17 protein-coding genes are annotated in these 20,290 nt (G+C 66.3%); 10 read left to right on the forward strand and 7 right to left on the reverse strand.

All coding sequences use genetic code 11. From position 1 onward, the window contains the following. Positions 1–16: 16 nt before the first annotated feature. Together OR37_RS03670 and OR37_RS03675 are read left to right on the forward strand one after the other, a co-directional pair. Entirely contained in the window at positions 17–2,287 is a 2,271-nt protein-coding gene (locus OR37_RS03670) for a TonB-dependent siderophore receptor (RefSeq protein ID WP_004615909.1), read from the forward strand. Between the two features lie 96 nt (positions 2,288–2,383). Then, complete coding sequence (locus OR37_RS03675) at positions 2,384–3,643, forward strand: MFS transporter (RefSeq protein WP_165570567.1); 1,260 nt, start codon at positions 2,384–2,386, stop codon at positions 3,641–3,643. Positions 3,644–3,722: 79 nt separating this feature from the next. On the opposite strand, the gene OR37_RS22315 is transcribed toward OR37_RS03675, so the two are convergent. Together OR37_RS22315 and divL are read right to left on the reverse strand one after the other, a co-directional pair. Further along, on the reverse strand, positions 3,723–3,845 hold the full coding sequence (locus tag OR37_RS22315; RefSeq protein WP_268743939.1) for a hypothetical protein: 123 nt from the start codon (positions 3,843–3,845) through the stop codon (positions 3,723–3,725). Between the two features lie 144 nt (positions 3,846–3,989). Continuing rightward, entirely contained in the window at positions 3,990–6,299 is a 2,310-nt protein-coding gene (gene divL, locus OR37_RS03680) for a cell cycle protein kinase DivL (RefSeq protein WP_004615912.1), read from the reverse strand. 153 nt (positions 6,300–6,452) lie between these two features. On the opposite strand from divL, the gene OR37_RS03685 reads away from it, so the two are divergent. From OR37_RS03685 to OR37_RS03695, 3 genes are all read left to right on the forward strand, one after another. After that, a complete protein-coding gene (locus OR37_RS03685) occupies positions 6,453–6,854 on the forward strand; it encodes a metallopeptidase family protein (protein WP_004615914.1) in 402 nt (133 codons plus the stop codon). Continuing rightward, positions 6,851–7,270, forward strand: coding sequence for a hypothetical protein (locus OR37_RS03690; RefSeq protein ID WP_004615916.1), 420 nt, complete (start codon positions 6,851–6,853; stop codon positions 7,268–7,270). The genes OR37_RS03685 and OR37_RS03690 overlap by 4 nt, the downstream gene beginning before the upstream one ends. A gap of 109 nt (positions 7,271–7,379) precedes the next feature. Beyond that, entirely contained in the window at positions 7,380–8,642 is a 1,263-nt protein-coding gene (locus OR37_RS03695) for a polyhydroxyalkanoate depolymerase (protein WP_004615918.1), read from the forward strand. 150 nt (positions 8,643–8,792) lie between these two features. Here the strand turns inward: OR37_RS03695 and OR37_RS03700 are convergent, their stop codons facing one another. Then, on the reverse strand, positions 8,793–9,446 hold the full coding sequence (locus tag OR37_RS03700; RefSeq protein WP_004615920.1) for an exopolysaccharide biosynthesis polyprenyl glycosylphosphotransferase: 654 nt from the start codon (positions 9,444–9,446) through the stop codon (positions 8,793–8,795). Positions 9,447–9,644: 198 nt separating this feature from the next. On the opposite strand from OR37_RS03700, the gene OR37_RS21755 reads away from it, so the two are divergent. After that, positions 9,645–9,800 (forward strand): hypothetical protein, encoded by a 156-nt coding sequence (locus OR37_RS21755; protein ID WP_004615922.1) that lies wholly within the window; start codon positions 9,645–9,647, stop codon positions 9,798–9,800. A 166-nt stretch (positions 9,801–9,966) separates the two neighbouring features. On the opposite strand, the gene OR37_RS03705 is transcribed toward OR37_RS21755, so the two are convergent. Continuing rightward, entirely contained in the window at positions 9,967–10,737 is a 771-nt protein-coding gene (locus OR37_RS03705) for a transglutaminase-like cysteine peptidase (protein WP_235046540.1), read from the reverse strand. Between the two features lie 307 nt (positions 10,738–11,044). On the opposite strand from OR37_RS03705, the gene OR37_RS03710 reads away from it, so the two are divergent. From OR37_RS03710 to OR37_RS03725, 4 genes are all read left to right on the forward strand, one after another. Beyond that, positions 11,045–11,833 carry a metallophosphoesterase family protein gene (locus OR37_RS03710; protein ID WP_004615925.1) on the forward strand — a complete coding sequence of 263 codons (789 nt, stop codon included), beginning with the start codon at positions 11,045–11,047 and terminating at the stop codon, positions 11,831–11,833. A gap of 86 nt (positions 11,834–11,919) precedes the next feature. After that, positions 11,920–12,519, forward strand: coding sequence for a polysaccharide biosynthesis/export family protein (locus OR37_RS03715; protein ID WP_004615928.1), 600 nt, complete (start codon positions 11,920–11,922; stop codon positions 12,517–12,519). A gap of 152 nt (positions 12,520–12,671) precedes the next feature. Beyond that, positions 12,672–13,697 (forward strand): helix-turn-helix domain-containing protein, encoded by a 1,026-nt coding sequence (locus OR37_RS03720; RefSeq protein ID WP_004615929.1) that lies wholly within the window; start codon positions 12,672–12,674, stop codon positions 13,695–13,697. 326 nt (positions 13,698–14,023) lie between these two features. Beyond that, complete coding sequence (locus OR37_RS03725) at positions 14,024–14,686, forward strand: thymidylate kinase (RefSeq protein ID WP_004615931.1); 663 nt, start codon at positions 14,024–14,026, stop codon at positions 14,684–14,686. Positions 14,687–14,774: 88 nt separating this feature from the next. Here the strand turns inward: OR37_RS03725 and OR37_RS03730 are convergent, their stop codons facing one another. From OR37_RS03730 to OR37_RS03740, 3 genes are all read right to left on the reverse strand, one after another. Next, positions 14,775–16,712 carry an O-antigen ligase family protein gene (locus tag OR37_RS03730; protein WP_004615934.1) on the reverse strand — a complete coding sequence of 646 codons (1,938 nt, stop codon included), beginning with the start codon at positions 16,710–16,712 and terminating at the stop codon, positions 14,775–14,777. After that, positions 16,702–18,921 (reverse strand): GumC family protein, encoded by a 2,220-nt coding sequence (locus OR37_RS03735; protein ID WP_004615936.1) that lies wholly within the window; start codon positions 18,919–18,921, stop codon positions 16,702–16,704. The genes OR37_RS03730 and OR37_RS03735 overlap by 11 nt, the downstream gene beginning before the upstream one ends. A gap of 65 nt (positions 18,922–18,986) precedes the next feature. After that, positions 18,987–20,252, reverse strand: coding sequence for an outer membrane beta-barrel protein (locus OR37_RS03740; protein ID WP_004615939.1), 1,266 nt, complete (start codon positions 20,250–20,252; stop codon positions 18,987–18,989). Between the last annotated feature and the right edge of the window lie 38 nt (positions 20,253–20,290).

The following is a 20,290-nucleotide window of genomic DNA, read 5'->3' on the forward strand; positions in this document are numbered from 1 at the left end:
ATTACTTCGAGACCTATTGCTCGGCACGACTTGCGCCCTGATCGCGCCCGCCGTTCACGCCCAGACGGCGCCGGCCTCGGCTTCTCCCAAGCCGGCAGCCAGCTCCGGTCCGTCCAATGACGCGGTCGACGCGGTGACGGTGACGGCCACGCGGTTCAACACCACCGTGACCTCGGTCTCGAAGACCCCCCAGGCCATCATCGACACCTCCCAGAGCATCAAGGTCTTCAGCGCCGACGAGCTGTCGTTCGCGGGCATCAACAACCTGTCGGACCTGGGAAAGCTGGACTCCGGCCAGTACACGACGCCGATTGGCAGCGGCTACGTCACCCAGAACTATTTCCGCGGCTTTGGCGGGGTCAATACCTGCGGCAACTTCCCCATCAAGATCAATGGCTTCCGCTCGAACTGCGAAATGCCGGCCGATCTTTCGCCCTACGAGAGCGTCGATGTTCTGAAGGGCGCGTCCTCCAGCGTCTATGGCCAAAGCTTCGTCTCGGGCACGCTGCTGGTCAATTCCAAGCAACCCAAGAAGGATTTCGGCGGCTCGGCCTCCCTCTCGTTTGGTCAGTTCGACCACGTCGAGGGCCAGGCCGACGTCTACGGTTCCTTGACCGCTGATCAGCGCCTGTACGGCCGCCTGGTGGTCTCGGCCGGCAACGAAGGCGCCAGCTTCGAGACCTTCAAGCGCAAGCACGAAACCATCGCTCCCAGCCTGAAGTTCGAGATCAGCGACAAGGACACCCTGACCTGGCTGCTCAACTACACCCATCTCAACGACGGCGCGGGCTTTGGCATTCCGCTGGCCTTCAACGCCAGCGGCCCTGGCGGCGCCGCCAACGGGGCCAACTATTCCGTACCCGACCTTTCCTATAAGAAGCTCGGCTTCCTGCAGCCGCCCTGGTCCAAGCACGCGGGCCACTGGCTGGACACTTCGCTCAAGTACGAGCACCGCTTCGACAACGACTGGCGGCTGAGCATCGCGGCCGAGCACAACGAAGCCAATTACGACAACAAGTACCTGTGGGTCGGCGCGTTCAGCGCCCTGCCCACCGACAAGACGCAGCCGACCAACGTCTATCTCTATTTCGACACCGAGCGTGACCACCAGTGGGCGGGCGAGGTCAATCTGTTTGGCGACGTCGAGGCGTTCGGCCACAAGCAGACCCTGTTCTTCGGCGCCGACTATACCGAGTCCGTGCTGGGTGTGAGCCCCTACCTGGGTCGCTATTGGGACGGCGCGACAAGCGGCTTCAACATCTACAAGGGCAACTGGTCGGTGCTGCCCGATCCGGGCGGCGTCTCGGGCTTCGCCAGCGGCGGGGTCTACGCCCCGGCCAGCTTCGCGGTCGCCTACAATCGCAAGGAAGTCAATTCGGGCTTCGAGACCGGGGCCATCCTGCGTCCCAGCGACCGACTGACCTTCAATCTGGGCGCGCGCTGGTCCAACGACACCCAGCGCCAGCGCCGGGTCTGCTGCAGCCTGCCGCTGGGCTCGGTCGACGACGCGCCGAAGACCACCCCGCGCCCCGACCAGAGCAAATGGACCTATCAGCTGGGCGCCAACTACGCCCTCAGGGACGGCCTTCATGCCTATCTGAGCTATGGCACCACCTTCGAGGCGGCGAACCGCTACGGCTATGATCCGGCCGCGCCGATGGGCGCGGGCATTTTCCTGGGCCCGCAAAAGGGCGCGACCAAGGAGGCCGGCGTCAAGGGCCAGTCCGCCAACAAGCTGGTCAACTGGACGCTCGACGTGTTCGAGACCTCGATCACCAACTCCTTCCAGCAGGACCCGGACCACTCACGGTATTCGATGTCCACCGGCGCCCAGCGCGCGCGGGGGATCGAGGCGGAATGGCAGGGCAAGCTGGCGCCGGGCTGGGACCTGACCGCCTCGGCCTCTTCAACAAAGAACGAATATACCGGCGGGCCGCTCAAGGGTCTGAAGTCGCCCTTCGGAGTGCCGCTCGGCCTATCGGTATTCTCGTCCTACAAGTTGCTGGACGGCCCCCTGAAAGGCTTTGGCTTCGGCGGCGGCTATATCTACAAGAAGCGCGCGCCCTACAAGCTCAACAATGGCGCGGATCTCTCCAGCCTGATCAATGACAACAAAGAACTTGATCTGCGGCTGTTCTACGAGCTAGGGGCCTGGAGATTCGACCTATACGCCAATAACGTGACCAACAACCGCTACATAGCGCCACGACTATCCAACGCCGTGGGTTATGACTGGTTCGTCAACCAGCCGCGGCGGATTTACGCGAAGATCACGGCCAAGTTCTAAGCCTGCCAGGCGGATCGGGAGCGCGCTTCCCGATCCGCCGCCCCACCCGCCGTCAAACAGCGGATGCGCGGCCCGCGCATCGCGTTAGACTGGCGTATGTTCAAGCGCCTGGCCGCTCCCTTCGCTGTTACCAGCGCACGTTCGCTCGGCGCCACGCGGCTGGTGGTTTTCATCGGCTTTTGGGCCACGACCCTCGCGCAGCCCAATGTTCTGGGCCGCATACCGCTGCAGAACCTGCTCAAGAACACCTTGGAGAGCGATCGCAGCGCCGCCGCGGCCTTCTTCTTCTGGATCGGCGCGCCCTGGTACCTCAAGCCGCTGATCGGCGCCTTGTCGGACACCTATCCGTTGCTCGGCAGTCGACGCGCGAGCTATCTGGCGCTTGGCGGCCTGATCGCGGCGGCGGCCTGGGCGGCCTTGGCGCCGGCCGCCCACGACTACGGCGCGCTGCTGGCCGTCTGTATGGCCCTGAATTTGGCGATCGTCATCGCCAGCACCGCGATCGGCGGCTACATGGTCGAGATCGCCCAGGCCGTGGATCGCCCGGGTCAACTGACCTCGCTTCGCAACGCCGGCTACCAATCCAGCTGGCTGATCTCGGGTCTGGCGGGCGGCTATCTCGGCGCGTTATCGATAGGCTGGACCGCCTTGGCGGGCGGCGCGGTCGCCCTGCTGATCGCGCCCCTGGCCTGGCTGATGCGCGAGCCGCCGCGACCGCCACGCGCGACGCCCCTACGCGATGGAATCGCCCGCCGGCTGGGCGCCCTGATCAGAGCCCGCGGCCTGTGGAGCGTCGCCTTGCTCGCGACGCTCTACTATTTGGCGCCGGGCCTCCAGACGGCGTTGTTTTACCTGCAGCAGAACAGTCTGCGTCTGGACACGCCTCACCAAGGCTATCTGACATTCTGCGGCGGCGTCGGCGGGGTGGCCGCGGCCGCCGTCTACGGCCTATTCGCCGCCCATCGGTTCGCCTTGCGGCGGCTGATGAGGGTCTGCCTGGCGTTCGGCGCTGGCGGAATCCTGCTGTATCGCCTCTACGACAGCTTCGCCCACGCTCTAGTCATCGAGACGATCAATGGCTTCGCCGCCGCGCTCTGCGAAATCGTCATCATCCATGCGGCCGTGCGCGCGACCCCACGCGGAAGCGAGGCGCTGGGCTTCGCGGTCTTCATGGCCGTGCGCAACTTTTTCCTGTTCGGGTCCGACTGGCTAGGCTCGGCCTTGATCGATCACGTGCATCTGCGATTTGAGACGCTGGTCGTCCTCAACGCGGGCATGACGCTCCTGGCCGCTCTGCTCGCCCAGCGCCTGCCCGCCGAGCTCTTGGAAGCGCGCGACGCGACCAAAGAGGCCTAGAGTCCCATATTTAGAGCGCGTTCGGGCGGTTCCTCGAAGTAGTCGGCTTCGGGGTCTTTCAGCGGGCGTCGCGTCGATCTCATACGGATTGAACCCACAACCGCGACACCATGATCAGCATCATGCCGATCGGCCCCAAGGTGATGGCCGACGGATCGAAGTTGAATCGCAAGCCCCGCGCGCCGTCGATGATCCGGCGCATCAGAATGGGCTGGACGAGAACGCCAACAAGCCCGCCGGCCCTTATGAACGCGCCAACCCAGGCTAGCGGATTGGGCGGCTCGCGGTCGAATGTTGCCTCTCGCGCGAAGGCGACAGCGCCGGCGCCGCGGCGGGCCCCTTCGCTCTAAAAGCCCAGTTCGGGCTGCATCGCGCCGGGCTGCTGGCTCTCCGGCAGATGGCAGGTGAAGGTCGAGCCGGCGCCGGGTTCGCTCTCCAGCGCCACCCAGCCGCCGTGCAGCTCGACCAGGGCCTTGACCAAGGCCAGGCCCAGGCCCGGTCCGCCGCGATCGCGGCCGACGAAGCGGTCGAAGATGTGGGCCTGAACGTGGAAAGGCACGCCGCGGCCGGTGTCGGAGACGTCCAGCCGCACCTCGCCCAAGGCCCGCCGGGCCGACAGGGTGACGCGGCCGCCGGGCGGCGTCTGGCGCAAAGCGTTCTCCACGAGGTGATCGAGGGTCTGGGCCAGCCGCTTGCCGTCGCCGCGGATCAAGCCGACATCCTCCTCGCACTCGACCGCCAGAGTCACCGCGCCCAGCTGAGCGTCCTTCAGGGCGCGTTCCTGGGCGTTGAGCAGCAGGTCCGAGACACGGATGTCCTCGATTTCCAGCGCCATCTCGCCGGCGTCGATCTGCGCCATGTCCAGCACGTCGTCGATCGAGCGGGCCAGTTGGGTCGCGGCGGCGCGCACGGCGGCCACGTGGTTGCGGCCGCGCTCGGAAATGCCGTCGGCGCGCTCCAACAGCTCCGAATAGCCGATGATCGTCGTCAGGGGCGTGCGCAGTTCGTAGGACACGTTGCCGACGAAATCCCGCTTCAGCCGCTCGGCCTCGGCGAGGGCGGCGGAACGATCGGCCAGCGCGCTCTGCAGGTCGCGGGTGTCGGTGACGTCGGCGAAGGCGATCAGGGTCGCGCCGTCCGGAAGCGGCCGGCTCTGATAGACGACGATGCGGTCGTCGGAGGTGCGGACCTCGCCCGAGGTCGGCGCCCGCATCTGCGGATCGGGATCGGCCACCCGACCCTTGAGCTCGCGCCAGAAGGCCAGGTCGTGCAGGCGCGGCACGCAAAGCTCGACCACGCCCTCGAAGTCGCCGGCCGCCTCCAGGGCGTGGGGCGTAACGTTCCAGAAGGTCTCGAAGGCCTCGTTGTGCAGGCGCAGGCGGCCGTCCGAGCCGAACACGGCGACGGCGTCGTTCAGCTTGTCCAGCGTGGCCTGCTGCACCTGGATCAGGGCGTTGTACTGGGCCTTCAGGCGCAGCTCGCCGGTGATGTCGGAATAGATCAGCAGCATCCCGCCCAGGGGGTGCGGCTGGCGCACGACCTTGAGGGTGCGACCGTCCGGCAGGTGCCAGGGGTCGTCAGCCTGAGGACCCAAGGCTTCGTAGCGCGCCAGTTCGGCGGCCTTCCAGCTGGCGTAGTCGATCGTCTCGGGCAAGCGGCGACGCTGGCGCAGGCGGTCTAGGATCTCGCCGTGAGTCGGCCGGTCCGCCAGCCAGGCCGGCTCCAGGCCCCAGAGCTCGGCGAAGGCGGTGTTGTGGAACGACAGCCGCCGGGTGGCGCTGAAGATCGCCACGGCCTCGGCGATGTGGTTCAGGGTCTCGTCGTGCGCCGCGACATGTTTCTTGAAGGCGTCGCGGACGTCCTCGATCTCGGTGATGTCCGCGCAGAACACGCCGACCCCGCCGCCGTCCAGCGGCTGGGCCGACAGGCGGAAGGCCCGGCGGCGGCCCTCCAGATTGATCCAGCGGACCGCCTCGCGTCGCTCGCCCTTGCTGGCGGCTTCGGCCACCATGGCGTCGGCGGCGCGGTCGAAGCTCTTGCCGGACAGGGCCGGGCCGGAGGCGGCGCTCGCCCCCACGGCGCGGACGAAGGCGCCATTGCCCCACAGGGCCTGACCATCGGCGTCGGCGATCCAGCACGGCTCGACCACGCTGTCGACGAACGCGGCGAAACGGGCCGCCGAGGGCAGGCCGGAGTCGCCGCCGCTGACGGCCGTCAGGCGCAGCCAGGCCAGGGCGCCGGACGCGCGGCCTTCCACCGATACGGACGCCGTCTGGCCGCGCGCCTCGAAAGCGCAGGCCTCGCCGCGCTCGAACAGCGCGGCCAGCTTCTGAGCGTGATTGGGATCGGCGTCGCCCAACGCCGCGACCACGGCTTGGACGTCGGACGCGACGCCCAGGGCCTTGGCGCAGGCCGCCAGCCCCTCGCCGCCGGCGGCCAGGCTAGCGCGGCCGCCTTCGACGGCGACCACGGCGGTGTCGAACGCCTCGACCCAGGCCGGCGCGTCCTGGCCGGCGCCTTCCCGCGAGAGACGGGCCTTCAGCGCGGCGATGCGGGCCTCGTACCGGCGGCGCTGGCCCAGCGACAACAGCATGACGCAAATGGCGAGGCAAACCGCGCCGGCCGCCGCCGCGAGGATCAGGTCATACGAAGTCATCAGGCGCGTCGCTTACCCCAGCGGGTCGTCGAATCAGAATCCCAGATTAACCGGATCGTGGCCAGAGGGCGATCAAGGCCGGCGGACGCGTTCCCCGAGGATTTCGCCGGCCGGCCGGTGGCGTCTCGCGCCAATCGCTCTATTTGGAAGTCCATGACCTGGTCCGACCGCCCCGCCCCTTCGCTTGATGACTTCGCCCTGCTGGCCAAGCAGGCCTTCGACGCCCTGCCCGACGGCTTTCGACAGCTGTCCGGCGACGTCGTCATCCGGGTCGACGACTTCCCCGCCGACGAGGTGCTGGACAGCCTGGGCATCGAGGATCCGTTCGAGCTGACGGGCCTCTATCAGGGCGTCGACCTGGGCCGGCGGTCGGTGCTGGACCCGGCGGCCGAGCCGTCGCGCATCTTTCTCTATCGTCGCCCGATCCTGGACGAATGGGCCGAACGGGGCGACGTGCCCCTTGGCGAGCTGATCTCCCACGTGCTGGTCCATGAGATCGGCCACCATTTCGGTCTGTCGGACGACGACATCCATCGCATCGAGGACGAGGCATGAGCGAGGTTTCCGGTCCGTTGTTCGACGTGGACGCCTGGCGCGAACGGATGGACGCGCGCTGGTTCGACAGCGGCGTGGCCATGGCCGAAGCCGGCGCGGTCGACCTCGTCGCCCTCGAGGAGGACCTGGTCACCGCCCATGTCCTGGGTAGCCAGGGCGATCGCTATATCGTCATGCTGCGCGCGCCCGCTGGCGAGGGAAGCTGTACCTGCGAGGGCTTTCGCAAGTTCGGCGGCTGCAAGCATCAGGCCGCCACGGTGACCGCCGCGAACGCCGCGGGTCCGGCCAGGATTCGCGAACGCATGGCCCGCCTTCGCGACGGCCTCGCGCTCGACGGCAAGGAGGCGCTGATCGAGCGTCTCGTCGAACTGGCCCGCCGCGATCCCAGCCTGCTGGCGGCGCTGGAGGGTCGCTAGACCCGCCAGCTGTCGGCTCATCTCGGCGGCGCGGCGCAAAAAGTCGTGAACGGGTAGACTCCCTTAGGATTTGGCGTGTTATGCTGCATCGCAATATCGCGGATGCGCCATGCTCTATGCCCTGCATGAGGCGGCTTATTACGCCTCCACTCCGATGCGCCTCGCGGCGCTGGCGGCCCGGGACTTCTGGGGATCGCCGCTGAATCCGGCCGCCGAGTCGGCGGTTGGCCGTCGGCTCCACGCCGGCGCGGACCTGTTCGCCAACATCACCCGCCGCTACGGCAAGCCGGGCTGGAACATCGACAAGGTCAAGGTCGGCCAGGTCGATGTGCGCGTGCGGCCCACGGTCGTCTGGGAGAGCCCCTGGGCGCGCCTGATTCAGTTCGACCGCGACATGGCGGACATGCGCCGGGCCGGAAAGTTCAGCCTCGATCCGGCCGTGCTGATCGTCGCGCCCCTTTCGGGCCACTACGCCACCTTGCTGCGCGGCACGGTCGAGGCGTTCCTGCCCGACCACGCCGTGTTCATCGTCGACTGGGTCAACGCCCGCGAGGTCTCGGTCCTGGAGGGCCGTTTCGACTTCCACGACTATATCGACCACGTCATCCAGATGCTGGCGGTGCTGGGTCCGCGCCCCAACGTGCTGGCCGTCTGCCAACCGGGGCCGCCCGTCCTGGCCGCCGCCGCCGTGATGGCCGAGCAGAACCACCCGTCGCGTCCGGCCAGCATGACCTTCATGGGCTCGCCGATCGACGCGCGCCTGTCGCCGACCGTCACCAACCAGCTGGCCGAGGAAAAGCCATTCACCTGGTTCCAGTCGAACATGATCTACACGGTGCCGCCGCCCTATGCGGGCGCGGGCCGCCGCGTCTATCCGGGCTTCGTCCAGCTGGCCAGCTTCATGAGCATGAACGCCGAGCGCCACCAGGAAGCCCACCGCCGGTACTTCAACGATCTGGTCAAGGGCGACGGCGACAGCGCCGACAAGCACTTGGAATTCTACGACGAATACCTGTCGGTGCTGGACCTGACGGAAGAGTTCTATCTGCAGACCATCGACATCGTCTTCCAGCAGCATCTGCTGCCGAAGGGCGAGCTGACGCATCGCGGCGCGAAGGTCAGGCCCGAGGTGATCACCGATATCGGCCTGATGACGGTCGAGGGCGAGAACGACGACATCTCCGGCATCGGCCAGACCCAGGCCGCGCATGGCCTGTGCCCGAACATTCCCGAGGCGCTGAAGCTGGACTACGTCCAGCCCGGCGTCGGCCACTATGGCGTGTTCAACGGTCGCCGCTTCCGGGAGGAGATCTATCCGCGCGTGCGCCGCTTCATCCGCAAGTGCGATCCGCACTTCGAGGAAGAGGTCTAAGCCCCGCCGCCGACGGCTAAAAGCCGCTAAAGCGTGAGGCTGAAAGTGGGAACCGGTTTCAGCTTATCTCACGCTCTAAACATTTGATTTAGAGCCTTTTTGACGCCTGAAATCGATGCCGATTTCAGGCTAAAGGCTCTAGAACCCGGCTTAATAGGCGTTCTCGGTCAGCAGCAGCGAAGGAATGGTCAGAAGGACGATCTTGGCGTCCTTCAGGATCGACCAGGTCTGGATGTAGTCGATATCGGCCTCGACGCGCCGCCGCATGGCCTCGACCGTCTCGGTGCCGCCGCGCAGGCCCTTCACCTGGGCCCAGCCGGTCAGGCCAGGACGGGCTTGGTAGCGAGCATAGTATTCGGGGATCCGCGAGCCGTAGTACTCGTCATGCGCGGCGGCGTGCGGCCTGGGGCCGACCAGGGACATGTCGCCCCGCAATACGTTCAGCAGCTGCGGCAGCTCGTCGATGCTAGTGGCCCGCAGGAAGCGTCCCACCCGCGTGACGCGCTGGTCGTTACGCTGGGCCTGGGTCAGGTCCTGACCGTCCTCCAAGCACCGCATGGTGCGAAGCTTCAGGATCTGAAAGCGCGCGCCATTCAGGCCGCCTCGGGTCTGGCGGAAGAGGGCCGGTCCCGGCGACTCCAGCTTGACCAGCAGCGCCGCGATCAGCAGCGTCGGCGCGAATAGGATCAGCAAGGCCGCGGAGGCCATCACGTCCAGCGCGCGCTTGCGAATGTCGAAGGCGACTCTCGCGGGCGCTTCGCTCAATCTTGGCGAGAGAACATCGATATACGACTCCCCGTCCACCAGATCACCTTTTATGTTCCCCACCACGTCCCAGACCGGTTTCCAGTTCCGAGATCTTCAGGCTAGCGCAAATATATCGATGCGTCGCCGACAAAAATTCACGGCGCTCGGCATTATCCTTAACGGCAATACACTCTGCTCTTTCATCGGGCGTTAGAGACGCGATGTTACATCTGTTGGCGTTAGGAGTGCTGACAGATGATCGACGCCAAGATGTCCTTCGCCCGAGTTGAGGCCGTCGCGACGCCGTCGCGGGACTCGCGCCTGCCGCGCATGGCGGGACTTGGCCTAGCCGCTCTGATCTCCGCCGCGCTTTGGAGCGCCCTCGCCGCGACGGTCGCCCACTTTCTCTGAATTCAAGCCTCCGGCCAACAGACGCCGCTTGCTTAAGCCGCGCGACATCGTTCGCGCGGCTTTCGTCATTTTAGCGCCGACGCCGTCGCCATGAGAAAAGCCCCGACGCCTTGAGCGCCAGGGCTTTTTGTTCCGCGACCTTCGCCAAGCCAAAGGGCTCGGAGGATCAGACCGCCCGCGTCCAGAAGGCGGTGCCGGGCACCTGACGCTCGACCCAGTGATAGTTCAGGTCCTGCCAGGGCGTGGCCCAGGGCGTCAGATTGTCCAGCACCCAGTCGCCGCTCTTGAGCGAGACCATCAGAACGGCGTGGCTCTCGCCGCGCGCGGTGACCGCGACCGCCATCGACAGAGCGCCTTCCGGCACGCCGGCGGCGATCAACTGACGGCGCTTCTCCAGCGCGTAGTCCTCGCAATCCCCATAAAGCTTGCCGTTCACCAGCTTGGGCAGCGACCAGTATTCGGGCTGGCCATAGAGATCCATGTCGCTGGCGCTATGGACATCGCGATTGACCGACTGATTGATCTGATTGACCAGCTTGAGCTGGTCACGCTCGGCGCGCGCGGTCCAGGCCGGCGCCGAGACGGCGGCGGCGGACGCGGCGGCGGCCTCGCGAACCTGACCGGCCGCGACGAAATCCTCCACCGCGGCGACCTTGAGCATCTCGATCTTCTGGATCGTGACCAGGCTCGCCTCGAAAGCGTCGAGCGGCGCGGCGACCGCGCCCTCGAAACGGTGCGCGCCCGTCACGCCGACAGAGGCGGTCGGCATATCGTTGCCCGCCGGCGCGATGCCGAGCAGCGCCAGCTGGCTGTTCGGCACGCCGCAGGTCTGGGCGTCGCGGCGGCATAGATCGGCAAAGCCCATGGGCGCGCCAACGCCCTCGCCACGGGGCATGAAGGGCATCGAGCCGGCTTGAGCCTGAGCCCCGGCCATCATCGCCGCGGCGCCAACCAAGCTAACGATAATGTTTCGTGCTTTGAACATGCCAACCCCGCTGTGTTCGTGGGGTCAGTATTCAAATTATCGCTAAATATCGGGCGAATTTAGATGGTATAATCTACGTGTTTAACTGTGGTAATTTCAAAATTAACTACAATGGAATGGAAATTTACTTGGTAAATTGCTGGCAAATGACCGTGCTGAATTGTAGGTTAACAGCGCTCCACCCCGTTGAACCGCAACGCCGCCTAGGGCAAAATCGCGGCTTAAATTCCGGCGCTTTCTCGCCGCTCAGGCCCGCTTCATGTTCAAGACCCTTTTCCGTCCCAAGCAGCAGCCCCGGCGGGCGCCATCGACGGAGGGCCATGTGCTCTACGCGGTCGGCGACGTTCATGGCCGGCTAGATCTGCTGGACGGCTTGATCGCCCGGATGACCGAGGACTACCAAGCCTTGGGGCGGTCCGAGCCGCCGGTGCTGATCATGCTGGGCGACTACATCGATCGCGGCGCTCAGTCGGCGCAGGTAATCGACCGCCTGATCGCGCTCCAGGGCCAGGCGCGGGAGGGACGCTTCATCCTGCGCGCCTTGATGGGCAACCACGAGGAAACCCTGCTGCACTTCCTGGAGGACCCGCAGGCGGGACCGTCCTGGGTCGAATACGGCGGCGGGCAGACCCTGGACTCATACGGCGTTCGCCCGCCCGTGGGACGGGCGGAGCCCGAAGCCTGGGAACAGACGCGGCAGGCCTTCCGCGCCGTCTTCCCGCCAGAGCACGAAGCTTTCCTGCGCCAACTGGAGCTTGTGGTCAGCTATGGCGACTACGTCTTCGTTCACGCCGGGGTTCGGCCGGGCCTGCCACTGGAGCGGCAGACGGCCGCGGATCTGCTCTGGATCCGCAACGACTTCCTCGACCACCCGCACGGACTGAAGGCCACGGTGGTCCATGGCCACACGCCGGTCGAAGACGTCTATGTCGGACGCCAGCGGATCAATGTCGACACCGGCGCCTATGCCACCGGCGTCCTGACGGCCGTCAGACTGGACGGCGGCGAACCCAGCATCATTCAGTTCGGTAAAGCGCGGGCCGCGTAAGACCTAGTCTTGTTCATCTCGTGGTCACGTGCCATGTGGCATTGCAAAATCCAAACTCGATAAGACTTATGGTGGGAAGCTTCGTTATGAGCTGTGTCTCGAAAGTCGCGCGTACTCTTGCAATGCTGGGCCTGATCGCCGGCATGACGACCGTCGCGATGAGCGGCGTCGCCGACGCCCGGCAGGCGGCCATAGGCGACAAGCCGGTGAGCGCTCCGGCTCAGTCGGAAGACTACCTGCTCGGCGCGGGCGATAAAGTCCGGGTCACGGTGTTCGGCGAGGACTCGCTGTCGGGCGAGTTCTACGTCACCGGCAGCGGCCTGATGTCCTTGCCGTTGATCGGCGAGATCAAGGTCGCCGGCCTGACCGTTGGCCAGTTCCAGGCCGCCGTTCAGAAGGCTCTCAGCGACGGATACCTGAAGGAGCCCCGAGTCAGCGCCGAGGTGCTGACCTTCCGTCCGTTCTACATTCTCGGCGAAGTCGACAAGCCGGGCACCTATCCCTACACCTCGGGATTGACCGTGCTCAACGCGGTGGCCACCGCCGGCGGCTTTACCTATCGCGCCGACAAGAAGAGCGTCTACATCAAGCACAACGGCGAAACCAAGGAAGTGAAGGGCGAGCTGAGCCCCTCCACCATGGTCGCCCCCGGCGACACCATCCGGATCGGCGAACGCTTCTTCTGATCTTGGGCGACGCCCCCTGGACCCGGCGAGACCTCGCCGGGTCTTTCATCGCGGGGCCGGAGACCCTCGCGCGATAACCGCGAATATGGCATTCACGCGCGATCCGGGGTCACCGGTTCCGCTATCGTCGTCAAGGGCGTGAAGAGCTCTCCTTGTCCGCCACCCGTTTACGCCAGGATCTGTGGCTGCTGGACGCGAAGGTCCAGGCCAACGCCTTCGAACTCTATCGCCAAGGCTGCGCGCATCTCTTCGACATAACCCTGATGTCGCCGGAGGCGAGGTTCTACAATCGCCTCGAAGGCTACAATCTGGACAGTGTCGTGCTGGCGCGCTGTGTCGGCGTGGCGCAGCGCTTCGAGCGCAACCTCGCCCACATCCTGGCGGATGGCGGCGACACGGTCCTGATCGTCATGGACCTGGTTCCGAACGACTGGGCGGGCGACTATGATGGTCGACCGGCCTCCAGCCAGCGGGGCGAGGTTCGCTTCGTCGACATGGCGCGTCCCTTCGATATGACGGTCGCCAGCGACTATCGCACCCTGCATATGATCCTGCCCCGGGCGGCGCTGGGCGAGGCCTCGACCTTGGATTTCCATGGCCTGGTGGTTTCCGGCGCCGATGACGGCTGTCGTATGCTTGTGGCCTATCTACGCGCGCTGGAAGCCTCCCTGGACCAGTTGACGACCGCCGACGCCGCGACGGCCGCCAAGGCCATCGCCGTGCTGGCGGCGGGAGCTCTGGAGGCGCGGGCCGAGCGGACGCCCGGCGATCCGCGGCCGATCGAGAAGATGCTGCTGTCCGAGGGACGGCGCGTCATCGAGGAACGGCTGGACGACGTGGCCCTTTCGCCCGAGCTGGTGCGCCAGCGGTTGGGCGTGTCGCGCAGCCTGCTCTACCGGGCCTTCGAGCCCGTGGGGGGCGTCAGCGCCTTCATCCAGGCGCGGCGCCTCGATCAGGCTTTCGACGCCATCCTGCGGGATCGCGCGGAGCAGCACACCCTCGGCGAGATCGGCTATCGTCACGGCTTCAGGTCGGACGCCCATTTCAGTCGGGCGTTTCGAGCCCGTTTCGGCGTCGCGCCCGGCCGCCTTCGACGCCTGGGCGAAGCCGCCCGCCTGGAAGGGCTCTCGGCGCTCGAGCGCCCCGACGACGTCTGGGCCTGGCTACGGAGCGTCTGACCTTCTCCGCGTCCTGGAGCAAGCCGCGCGACACAGGAATCGCGGTGCCTGCTTTAGATTTCTGCTTTCGCATCGCTTTTCGCGGAAAACCGGCATCCACTTTTCCGCGCTATGCTCTAGCCGTTAGCCTGAAATCGGGATCGATTTCGGGCGTCAAAAAGGCTCTAAATCAAATGTTTAGAACCTGAGATGAGCTGAAACCGTTTCCCACTTTCAGCCTCACGCTCTAGAAAGACGCGGATTCGCGGCATCGGTTCGCGAACCTATCGTGGGGGAGCCGACGCCGTGATGATTGTCCGTCTCTTCGATGGCGCGGTCCGCGACCGATGAAGCCGCTCTTCGTGGCCATTGAAGGCATCGACGGCGCGGGCAAGGGCACGACCACCCGCAACGTCAAGGCCCTCCTCGAACAGCGGGGGCTGAACGTCGCGACGCTCAGCTTTCCGAACTACGGCGCCACCCAGGCGGCCCGCTCGATCGAGGCCATGCTGAACGGCCAGTTCATGCCGACCTCGGCCTACCACATCGCCACGCTTTTCTCCTTGGATCGGGCCGAGACCCTCGCCGGCAAGGCGCCATGGGATTGCGACGTCGTCGTTTGCGACCGCTACACGGCCTCGAACGCCGCGTTCCAGGGCGCGCGCCTGCCGGCGGTCGAGCTGGACAGCTTCCTGGGTTGGCTGTTCGACTACGAGTTCTCGCGCCTGGGCCTGCCTCGACCCGACCTGCAGATCCTTCTGAAGATCGATCCCAAGACCGCCAGCGCCCTCGTTTTGAAGAAGGGTCAGCGGGACTATACCGACAAGGACCAGGACCTGTTCGAGACCGACGCTCGCTACCAGGAGTCGGTGGCGGCCGCCTATGATCGGATCTCGGCGCACCCGCTGGCCGGCCGATGGGAGGTGGTGGCGGTCGACAGCGGCGGAGACCTGCGGACGCCCGAGATGATCGCGGCCGATGTCGCGGAGCGAGTGCTGGCGCGGCTATAGGCCGTTCCCTAGAGCGTGATAGCCGAAAGTGTGAGCGGTTTCGGCGGTTATCACGCTCTAAATGTTTGAATCTAGAGCCCGCCCGCGCCTATCGCTTCGACGCGGCCAGTTGAGCCTTGGTGCGCTCGGCCACGATCAGGAACGCCAGACCGATCCGGCCGGACGGATCGCGGATCTCGTTCGCCAGCGTCTTCAGCCGATCCTCGCCTCCCCGCGCGTATTCGATCCGCGCCTGATACATGACCTGCTGGCGGCTGGAGGGGGTCAGCGCGGGCCAGTGCTCATAGGCCAAGCGCGCGCGGCTCATGAAGAGACTGGTCTGCAGCGGCGCGACGGCCAGGGAATGGTCGAGGGCGAGATTGGCGGCCGTGACGTCGTCGCGCTGGAAGTCGATCGCCGCGCGCCGCAACCAGGCCGCGCCGGCTCCTGGACGCATCGCCAGCTCCCGCCGGCTCAAGCGATCCAGTCGGGCCAGCGTGGCCGGATCGCGAGGATCGCGCGCCAGCTTGGCCTCGATCGCGCTGGCCAGCACCTCGGCGGAGGCGCTCGGCATGTCGGCGAGATCGCCTCCGAAGCGCGAGGCGACCATCGGTATCGCGACCAGCAGCGACGCGACGAAGGTCAGTCCGCCGAACGTCACCGCGCCTCGCCAGGGCGGCGCGGCCTTGCCGCGGCCTGGGAGGGCGGGAACGGCCGTCATCGCGCCCAGGCCGATGGCGAAAAGGGTCTGCAAGGCCGGGACCTGGACGGCGAAATCCGAGAACCCATGCGCCAGCACGAGGATCGCGGCGGCGACGCCGGCGCGCGCCAGGGCCGCGCTCGTCCCGAGCTTCACCCCTTGGACGGCGATACGGCCAAGAGCGATCAGCAGCCACGCGCCCATCAGCGTCGCGCCGACCACGCCCCCTTCCTCCAGCCACTGGAGATAGAGATTGTGGGACGCGCGGACGTCGAACAGCACCGGCAGGTTCGCGCTGGTCATGATCATCTGATTGACGACCGGGAAGGACCCCAGGCCGAAACCGAACCACGGCGAGGACCGGAAGGCCTGCCAGTGGGCGTCGAAGATCATCTTGCGCACCGCGATGTCGCCGTCGAGGGTCTGCAGTCGCTGCGCCGTCAGGTCCGCGCTGCGCATGGCGACGCCAATCGCGACCAGCAGGGCGGCCGCCCCGCCGACGATGGCGATGGCCCGGACGCGGCGTCCTTGGGCCAGCACCTGCCAGGTCAGCAGGACCGCCAGTCCGACCACGGTCGAAAAGATCCCGCCGCGCGAGGCGGTCATGGCGAGCGCCACCGCGAAAATCGCGGCGGCCGCCACGCTCAGGCTCGCGTCGAGACCCAGCTTCTCGAGGCGAACCGAACCGCCCGTCTTCTGGATCGCTTGCGACAGGAACATGGCGGCGAAGACGAGACCGACACCCATCAGGCTGGCGGCGCTGTTCGGGCTCAGCAGGGTGGCTCTCAAGCGCGTACCGGCGCGCAACGACACATGGTCGATGATCGCGCCGACGGCGAAGACGGCCAAGCCCATCAGCAGCCACCAGAACAACGCCCTTCGGCGCGTCTCGGACGCCCCGATGATCTGGCTGGCGAGGAACAGGCAGGCCAGGCCGAGAAGGCGCAGGATGTTGAGCACCAGCGTCGATCGATCCACGGTGATCGCGCCGCCGTGGTCGCCGAGATAACGCCACACCGGATGGGCGCCGCCAGGACCAAATGGAGTCAGCGGCCAGGCCACGGCGACCAGCACGACCGCGAACAGCAGCCCCGGCCATGGCTTCGCAAGCGGCAAGGGAACCTTGCGCGCCCAGCCGCAGGTCGCCAGCAGGATCAGGAGAAAGGCGGCGTGCGCGACGCCGAAGACCGCCGCGACCACGACGTCGCTGGCGCCGAAGGCCAGCAACTCCACGAGCACGAGCGCGACAAGGGCGCCGATCGCGACGCCCTCGGACACCCGCAGGGTCCGGACCTTGCCCGCGCGGGGCGGCGACGAGTCTCCGCCCCGCCGGGATTTAGTCCGCATAGTACTTTCGATAGTTCGCGTAGTAGTAGTAGGAGTCGCCGTAGCCGTAACGGGCCTGAGCCTTCAGGTCCATCTGCGTCAGGGCCACGCCGGCGATGAACGCGCGGGTGCCTTGCAGCAGGCTGAGGGCGGACTGTACGGCCTTGACCGGCGTCTTCTTCCAGCGGACCAGCATGACCACGGCGTCGGCGTGCGGCGCCAGGATGCGGGTGTCGGCGATCGCCAGCAACGGCGCGGTGTCCAGCAGGATGATCTCGAACCGACCGCGCAGGTCCTGCAGCAGACGATGCATCGCCGCCGAGCCGAGCACGTCGCGCGGCGTATAGGCCGACTTGGCCAGCGGCAGGATCTTGGCGCCGCTCTCGTCGTCGACCAGGGCCTGATCCAGCGTCGCGACGCCGTTCAGGACCTCCAGCAGGCCGACCGGCGCCGGCTCCTTCAGGAACTGGCTGATCGCGCTCTGGCGCAGGTCGCAGTCAACCACCACCACCTTGGCGCCCGAGGTCGCCAGGGTGCGGGCCAGCGAGAAGCTGGTCGTGGTCTTGCCCTCGCCCGGCAGGGAGGACGTGACCGCGATGACCTGGATCTTCTCGCCCACCTTGGAGAACAGCACCGAGGCCCGCAGCTTGCGGAGGCTTTCGGCGAAGCTCGAGAGCGGCTTGGCCAGCAGGTAATCGGGCGGCGTCAGGCCCTTCAGGGTCTTGGCGTCGTCGACGGTGGTGCCCAGCGTCGGGACAGCGCCCAGATAGGGCAGGCCCAGACGACGCTCGACCTCGTCCTCGGTGAACAGGCCCGCCATCATGATCTCGGCCAGCACGACGGCGGCCGCGCCCGCGCCGATCGCCAGAACCAGGCCCAGGGCCATGTTCAACGCCGGCTTGGGATAGCTGGGTCCGGTCGGGATCTTGGCCGGCGACACCACGCGGGCGTCAGCCTGCTCGATGCCCTGTTGGGTCGAGGTCTGCTTGAAGCGGGCCAGCAGGGTCTCATACAGATTCTTGACCGAGTCGGCCTTACGCTGCAGCTCCGCCAGGCCAATGCTGGCCCGGTTGTTGCCGGCCAAGGCGCCCTTCGAGGTCGAGACGCTGGCCGCCACGGAACCGGTCCGCTGGCGAGCCACCTTGGCCTGGGCTTCGAGGCTCGAGATGATCCGCTTGATCTCGGCCTGGATCTGACCGTCGATATCGGCCAGCTCGCGCTTGGCCTTGAGCAGGTCCGGGTGTCGATCGCCGTAACGGCCGCTGAGGTCGGCGACCTGGGCGCTCTTGGCGGCGCGCTGCTGACGCAGCTGCTGGACAACCGGCGAATTCAGGGACTCGCCCACGTCCTCGCCGTTGCTGCCCGAAGCCAGTTGCTGGCGCGCGATGGCCAGGCGGGCGTCGGTCTCGGCCTGGGCGGCGCGGCTCAGGGCCAACTGCTGGTTCAGGCCCGAGATTTCCTGCTCGGTGAGGTTCTGCCCCTCCGCGCTCATCAGGTTGTGTTCGATCTTGTACTGCTGAACGGCCGCGTCGGCCTGCTGGACCTGATCGCGCAATTCGCCGACCCGCGTATCCAGCCATTCATTGGCCTTCTGGGTCGCGTCGAACTTCGCTTCCAGCTGTTCGGTCAGATACAGATTGGCGAAGGCGTTGGCGATCTCGGCCGCCCGCTTGGGGTCGACGTGGGTGTAGTCGATCGCGATCAGATAGGTCAGGCCCGCGCGCCGCACCTTCAGCCCGCCCAGCAGGTTGTCGACGATGCGCTCGCGGCGACGCTGCAGCTCGGCCGGATCGTTGGTGGCGGTCGGAGAGGCCGCCTTCTTCAGGACGGACAGCCAAGCCGTCGGCCCCTGAGCGCCCGGGAGATAGGGGTTGAAATAGGGGTCTTGGTCGAGCTTCAGCTCCTTGACCACGCGACCGGCCAGCGACCGCGACTTGAGCACTTCGACCTCGGTGTCGACGACGGACGAGTCCGCCGGCAGACCCGACAGCACCGCGCTCATGTCGGTGACCTGTTCCTTGCGCACGTCCAGCATGACCTGGGCGGTCGCCGTATAGAGCGGCGTCTGCTGCAGAGTGAAGAGCACCACCGCCGCGAACACCACCACCGCGACCGCCGCGAAGAGGCGGAAGCGTCGCCTGAAGGTCGCGATCGCGACGTTCAGGTCAAAAGACAACGCTCCGGTGTCATTCACCGGAGCGTTCGAAGTTTCAAAACCGGAGCCGTCCATAACCACTCTCAGTAATCGGCAAAGCTTGCCGTTTCGTGGACGTTTTTCAGATCCGCGAAGCGGTCTTAGAACTGCAGGGCCACCGAAGCGGTCAGCTTGTTGTCCTTGAACGACGAGGCCTTGGCCGCGCCCGTCGAGTCTTGCTTCAGATAGTTGTAGGTCAGGAACAGGCCCACGCGACGGTTCAGCAGGTAGGTCGCCGTGGCCGAGAAGTTGTCGCGCTTGTCGGTCCGGTCGATGCCACGATAATCGTCGTTGCTGTGGTTGTAGGCGGCCGACAGCAGGACGTTGCGCAGCAGCTCGTGGTCGATCGAGGCCCCGATGGTGTTCGAGATGAAGCCGCCGGCGCCGGGCGCCACCGATTCTTCGATCGTCCGCGAACCGTTCACGCCGACGGTGGTCAGCTGGCTCGGGAACCATTCGATATTGCCGGCGGCGCTGAAGCCGCTGACGTCCTTGAACGTCGCCAGATCATAGGACTGCTTCATGTAGCCGGCCTGGATGTCGCCGCGCATCACTTGCGACAGATCGAAGTTGGCGCCGAGGCCGACCACGTAGCCGTCCGAGGTCCGGTTGGTCGCCGGAGTCTTGAGGTCGTAGTCCTTCTTGTTGCCGGTGACCGTCGCATAGATGGCCGTATCCGGGCTCACCGCGTACTCGGCCTTGCCGCCATAGTAGAACTCATTGCGGTCGCGGCTGTTCTGATTGAACGAGGCGACGCCCTGGTCCTTGTAATTGAAGTCCTTATCGTCCAGGCGCCCGGTCAGGCGCAGACGGTTGAACTCCTTGACGCCGACCAGGCTGGTGGTGACCAGGTTGTACTGAACCGGCTTCGGCGTGGCGCCGGCCGGCGTACCGGCGGTGATCGCGGTGCGCGGTTCGGTCAGGCGCTGGAACTGAGCCGTGCCGGAGATGTTCGAGCCGCGCGCGATGTCCAGGCGACCATTGGCCGACACCGTGTACTCTTCGGTGTTTTCCGTGTCGTGGTCGGCATAGCGGATGATGTTGCCGCCCGCGAAGAAGCCGATGGCGTTACGCGACCAGTCCGAACGGACGGCCAGCTCAGGCTTCACGCGCCAGATGTTGTCATCGATCTTGCCAGTCGCGACGGCGTAGATGTTGTCGTTATGCTCGAGATCCACCGTAACGCGCGGATAGACGGTGAAGCCGCCGGCCTTCTGACCCGTCGCCTCGTAGTCCGGGCGCGGCCGGTCACGAACGCTGACGTTCCGATCGCGGCTGAAGTTGGAACCAAGGTCCTGCGCCTGCGCGAATTGCGGCGCGGTCAACGCGATACAGGCCGCTACGGCCGAGCACGTCAGAATTCGCATATCTTATCCCCACCAGTAGGAGACGCCCGGCGCGCGTC

Source organism: Caulobacter vibrioides OR37 (assembly GCF_000372645.1).
GTDB lineage: Bacteria > Pseudomonadota > Alphaproteobacteria > Caulobacterales > Caulobacteraceae > Caulobacter > Caulobacter vibrioides_E.

Excerpts from the sequence above, each read along its gene's own strand:
- OR37_RS03695 (WP_004615918.1), top strand. The coding sequence starts at position 7,380 with ATGCTCTATGCCCTGCATGAGGCGGCTTATTACGCCTCCACTCCGATG.
- OR37_RS03690 (WP_004615916.1), top strand. The coding sequence starts at position 6,851 with ATGAGCGAGGTTTCCGGTCCGTTGTTCGACGTGGACGCCTGGCGCGAA.
- OR37_RS03715 (WP_004615928.1), top strand. The coding sequence starts at position 11,920 with ATGAGCTGTGTCTCGAAAGTCGCGCGTACTCTTGCAATGCTGGGCCTG.
- OR37_RS22315 (WP_268743939.1), bottom strand. The coding sequence starts at position 3,845 with ATGCGCCGGATCATCGACGGCGCGCGGGGCTTGCGATTCAACTTCGAT.
- OR37_RS03685 (WP_004615914.1), top strand. The coding sequence starts at position 6,453 with ATGACCTGGTCCGACCGCCCCGCCCCTTCGCTTGATGACTTCGCCCTG.
- divL (WP_004615912.1), bottom strand. The coding sequence starts at position 6,299 with ATGACTTCGTATGACCTGATCCTCGCGGCGGCGGCCGGCGCGGTTTGC.
- OR37_RS03705 (WP_235046540.1), bottom strand. The coding sequence starts at position 10,737 with ATGATGGCCGGGGCTCAGGCTCAAGCCGGCTCGATGCCCTTCATGCCC.
- OR37_RS03675 (WP_165570567.1), top strand. The coding sequence starts at position 2,384 with ATGTTCAAGCGCCTGGCCGCTCCCTTCGCTGTTACCAGCGCACGTTCG.
- OR37_RS03710 (WP_004615925.1), top strand. The coding sequence starts at position 11,045 with ATGTTCAAGACCCTTTTCCGTCCCAAGCAGCAGCCCCGGCGGGCGCCA.
- OR37_RS21755 (WP_004615922.1), top strand. The coding sequence starts at position 9,645 with ATGATCGACGCCAAGATGTCCTTCGCCCGAGTTGAGGCCGTCGCGACG.
- OR37_RS03735 (WP_004615936.1), bottom strand. The coding sequence starts at position 18,921 with ATGGACGGCTCCGGTTTTGAAACTTCGAACGCTCCGGTGAATGACACC.
- OR37_RS03740 (WP_004615939.1), bottom strand. The coding sequence starts at position 20,252 with ATGCGAATTCTGACGTGCTCGGCCGTAGCGGCCTGTATCGCGTTGACC.
- OR37_RS03730 (WP_004615934.1), bottom strand. The coding sequence starts at position 16,712 with ATGCGGACTAAATCCCGGCGGGGCGGAGACTCGTCGCCGCCCCGCGCG.
- OR37_RS03725 (WP_004615931.1), top strand. The coding sequence starts at position 14,024 with ATGAAGCCGCTCTTCGTGGCCATTGAAGGCATCGACGGCGCGGGCAAG.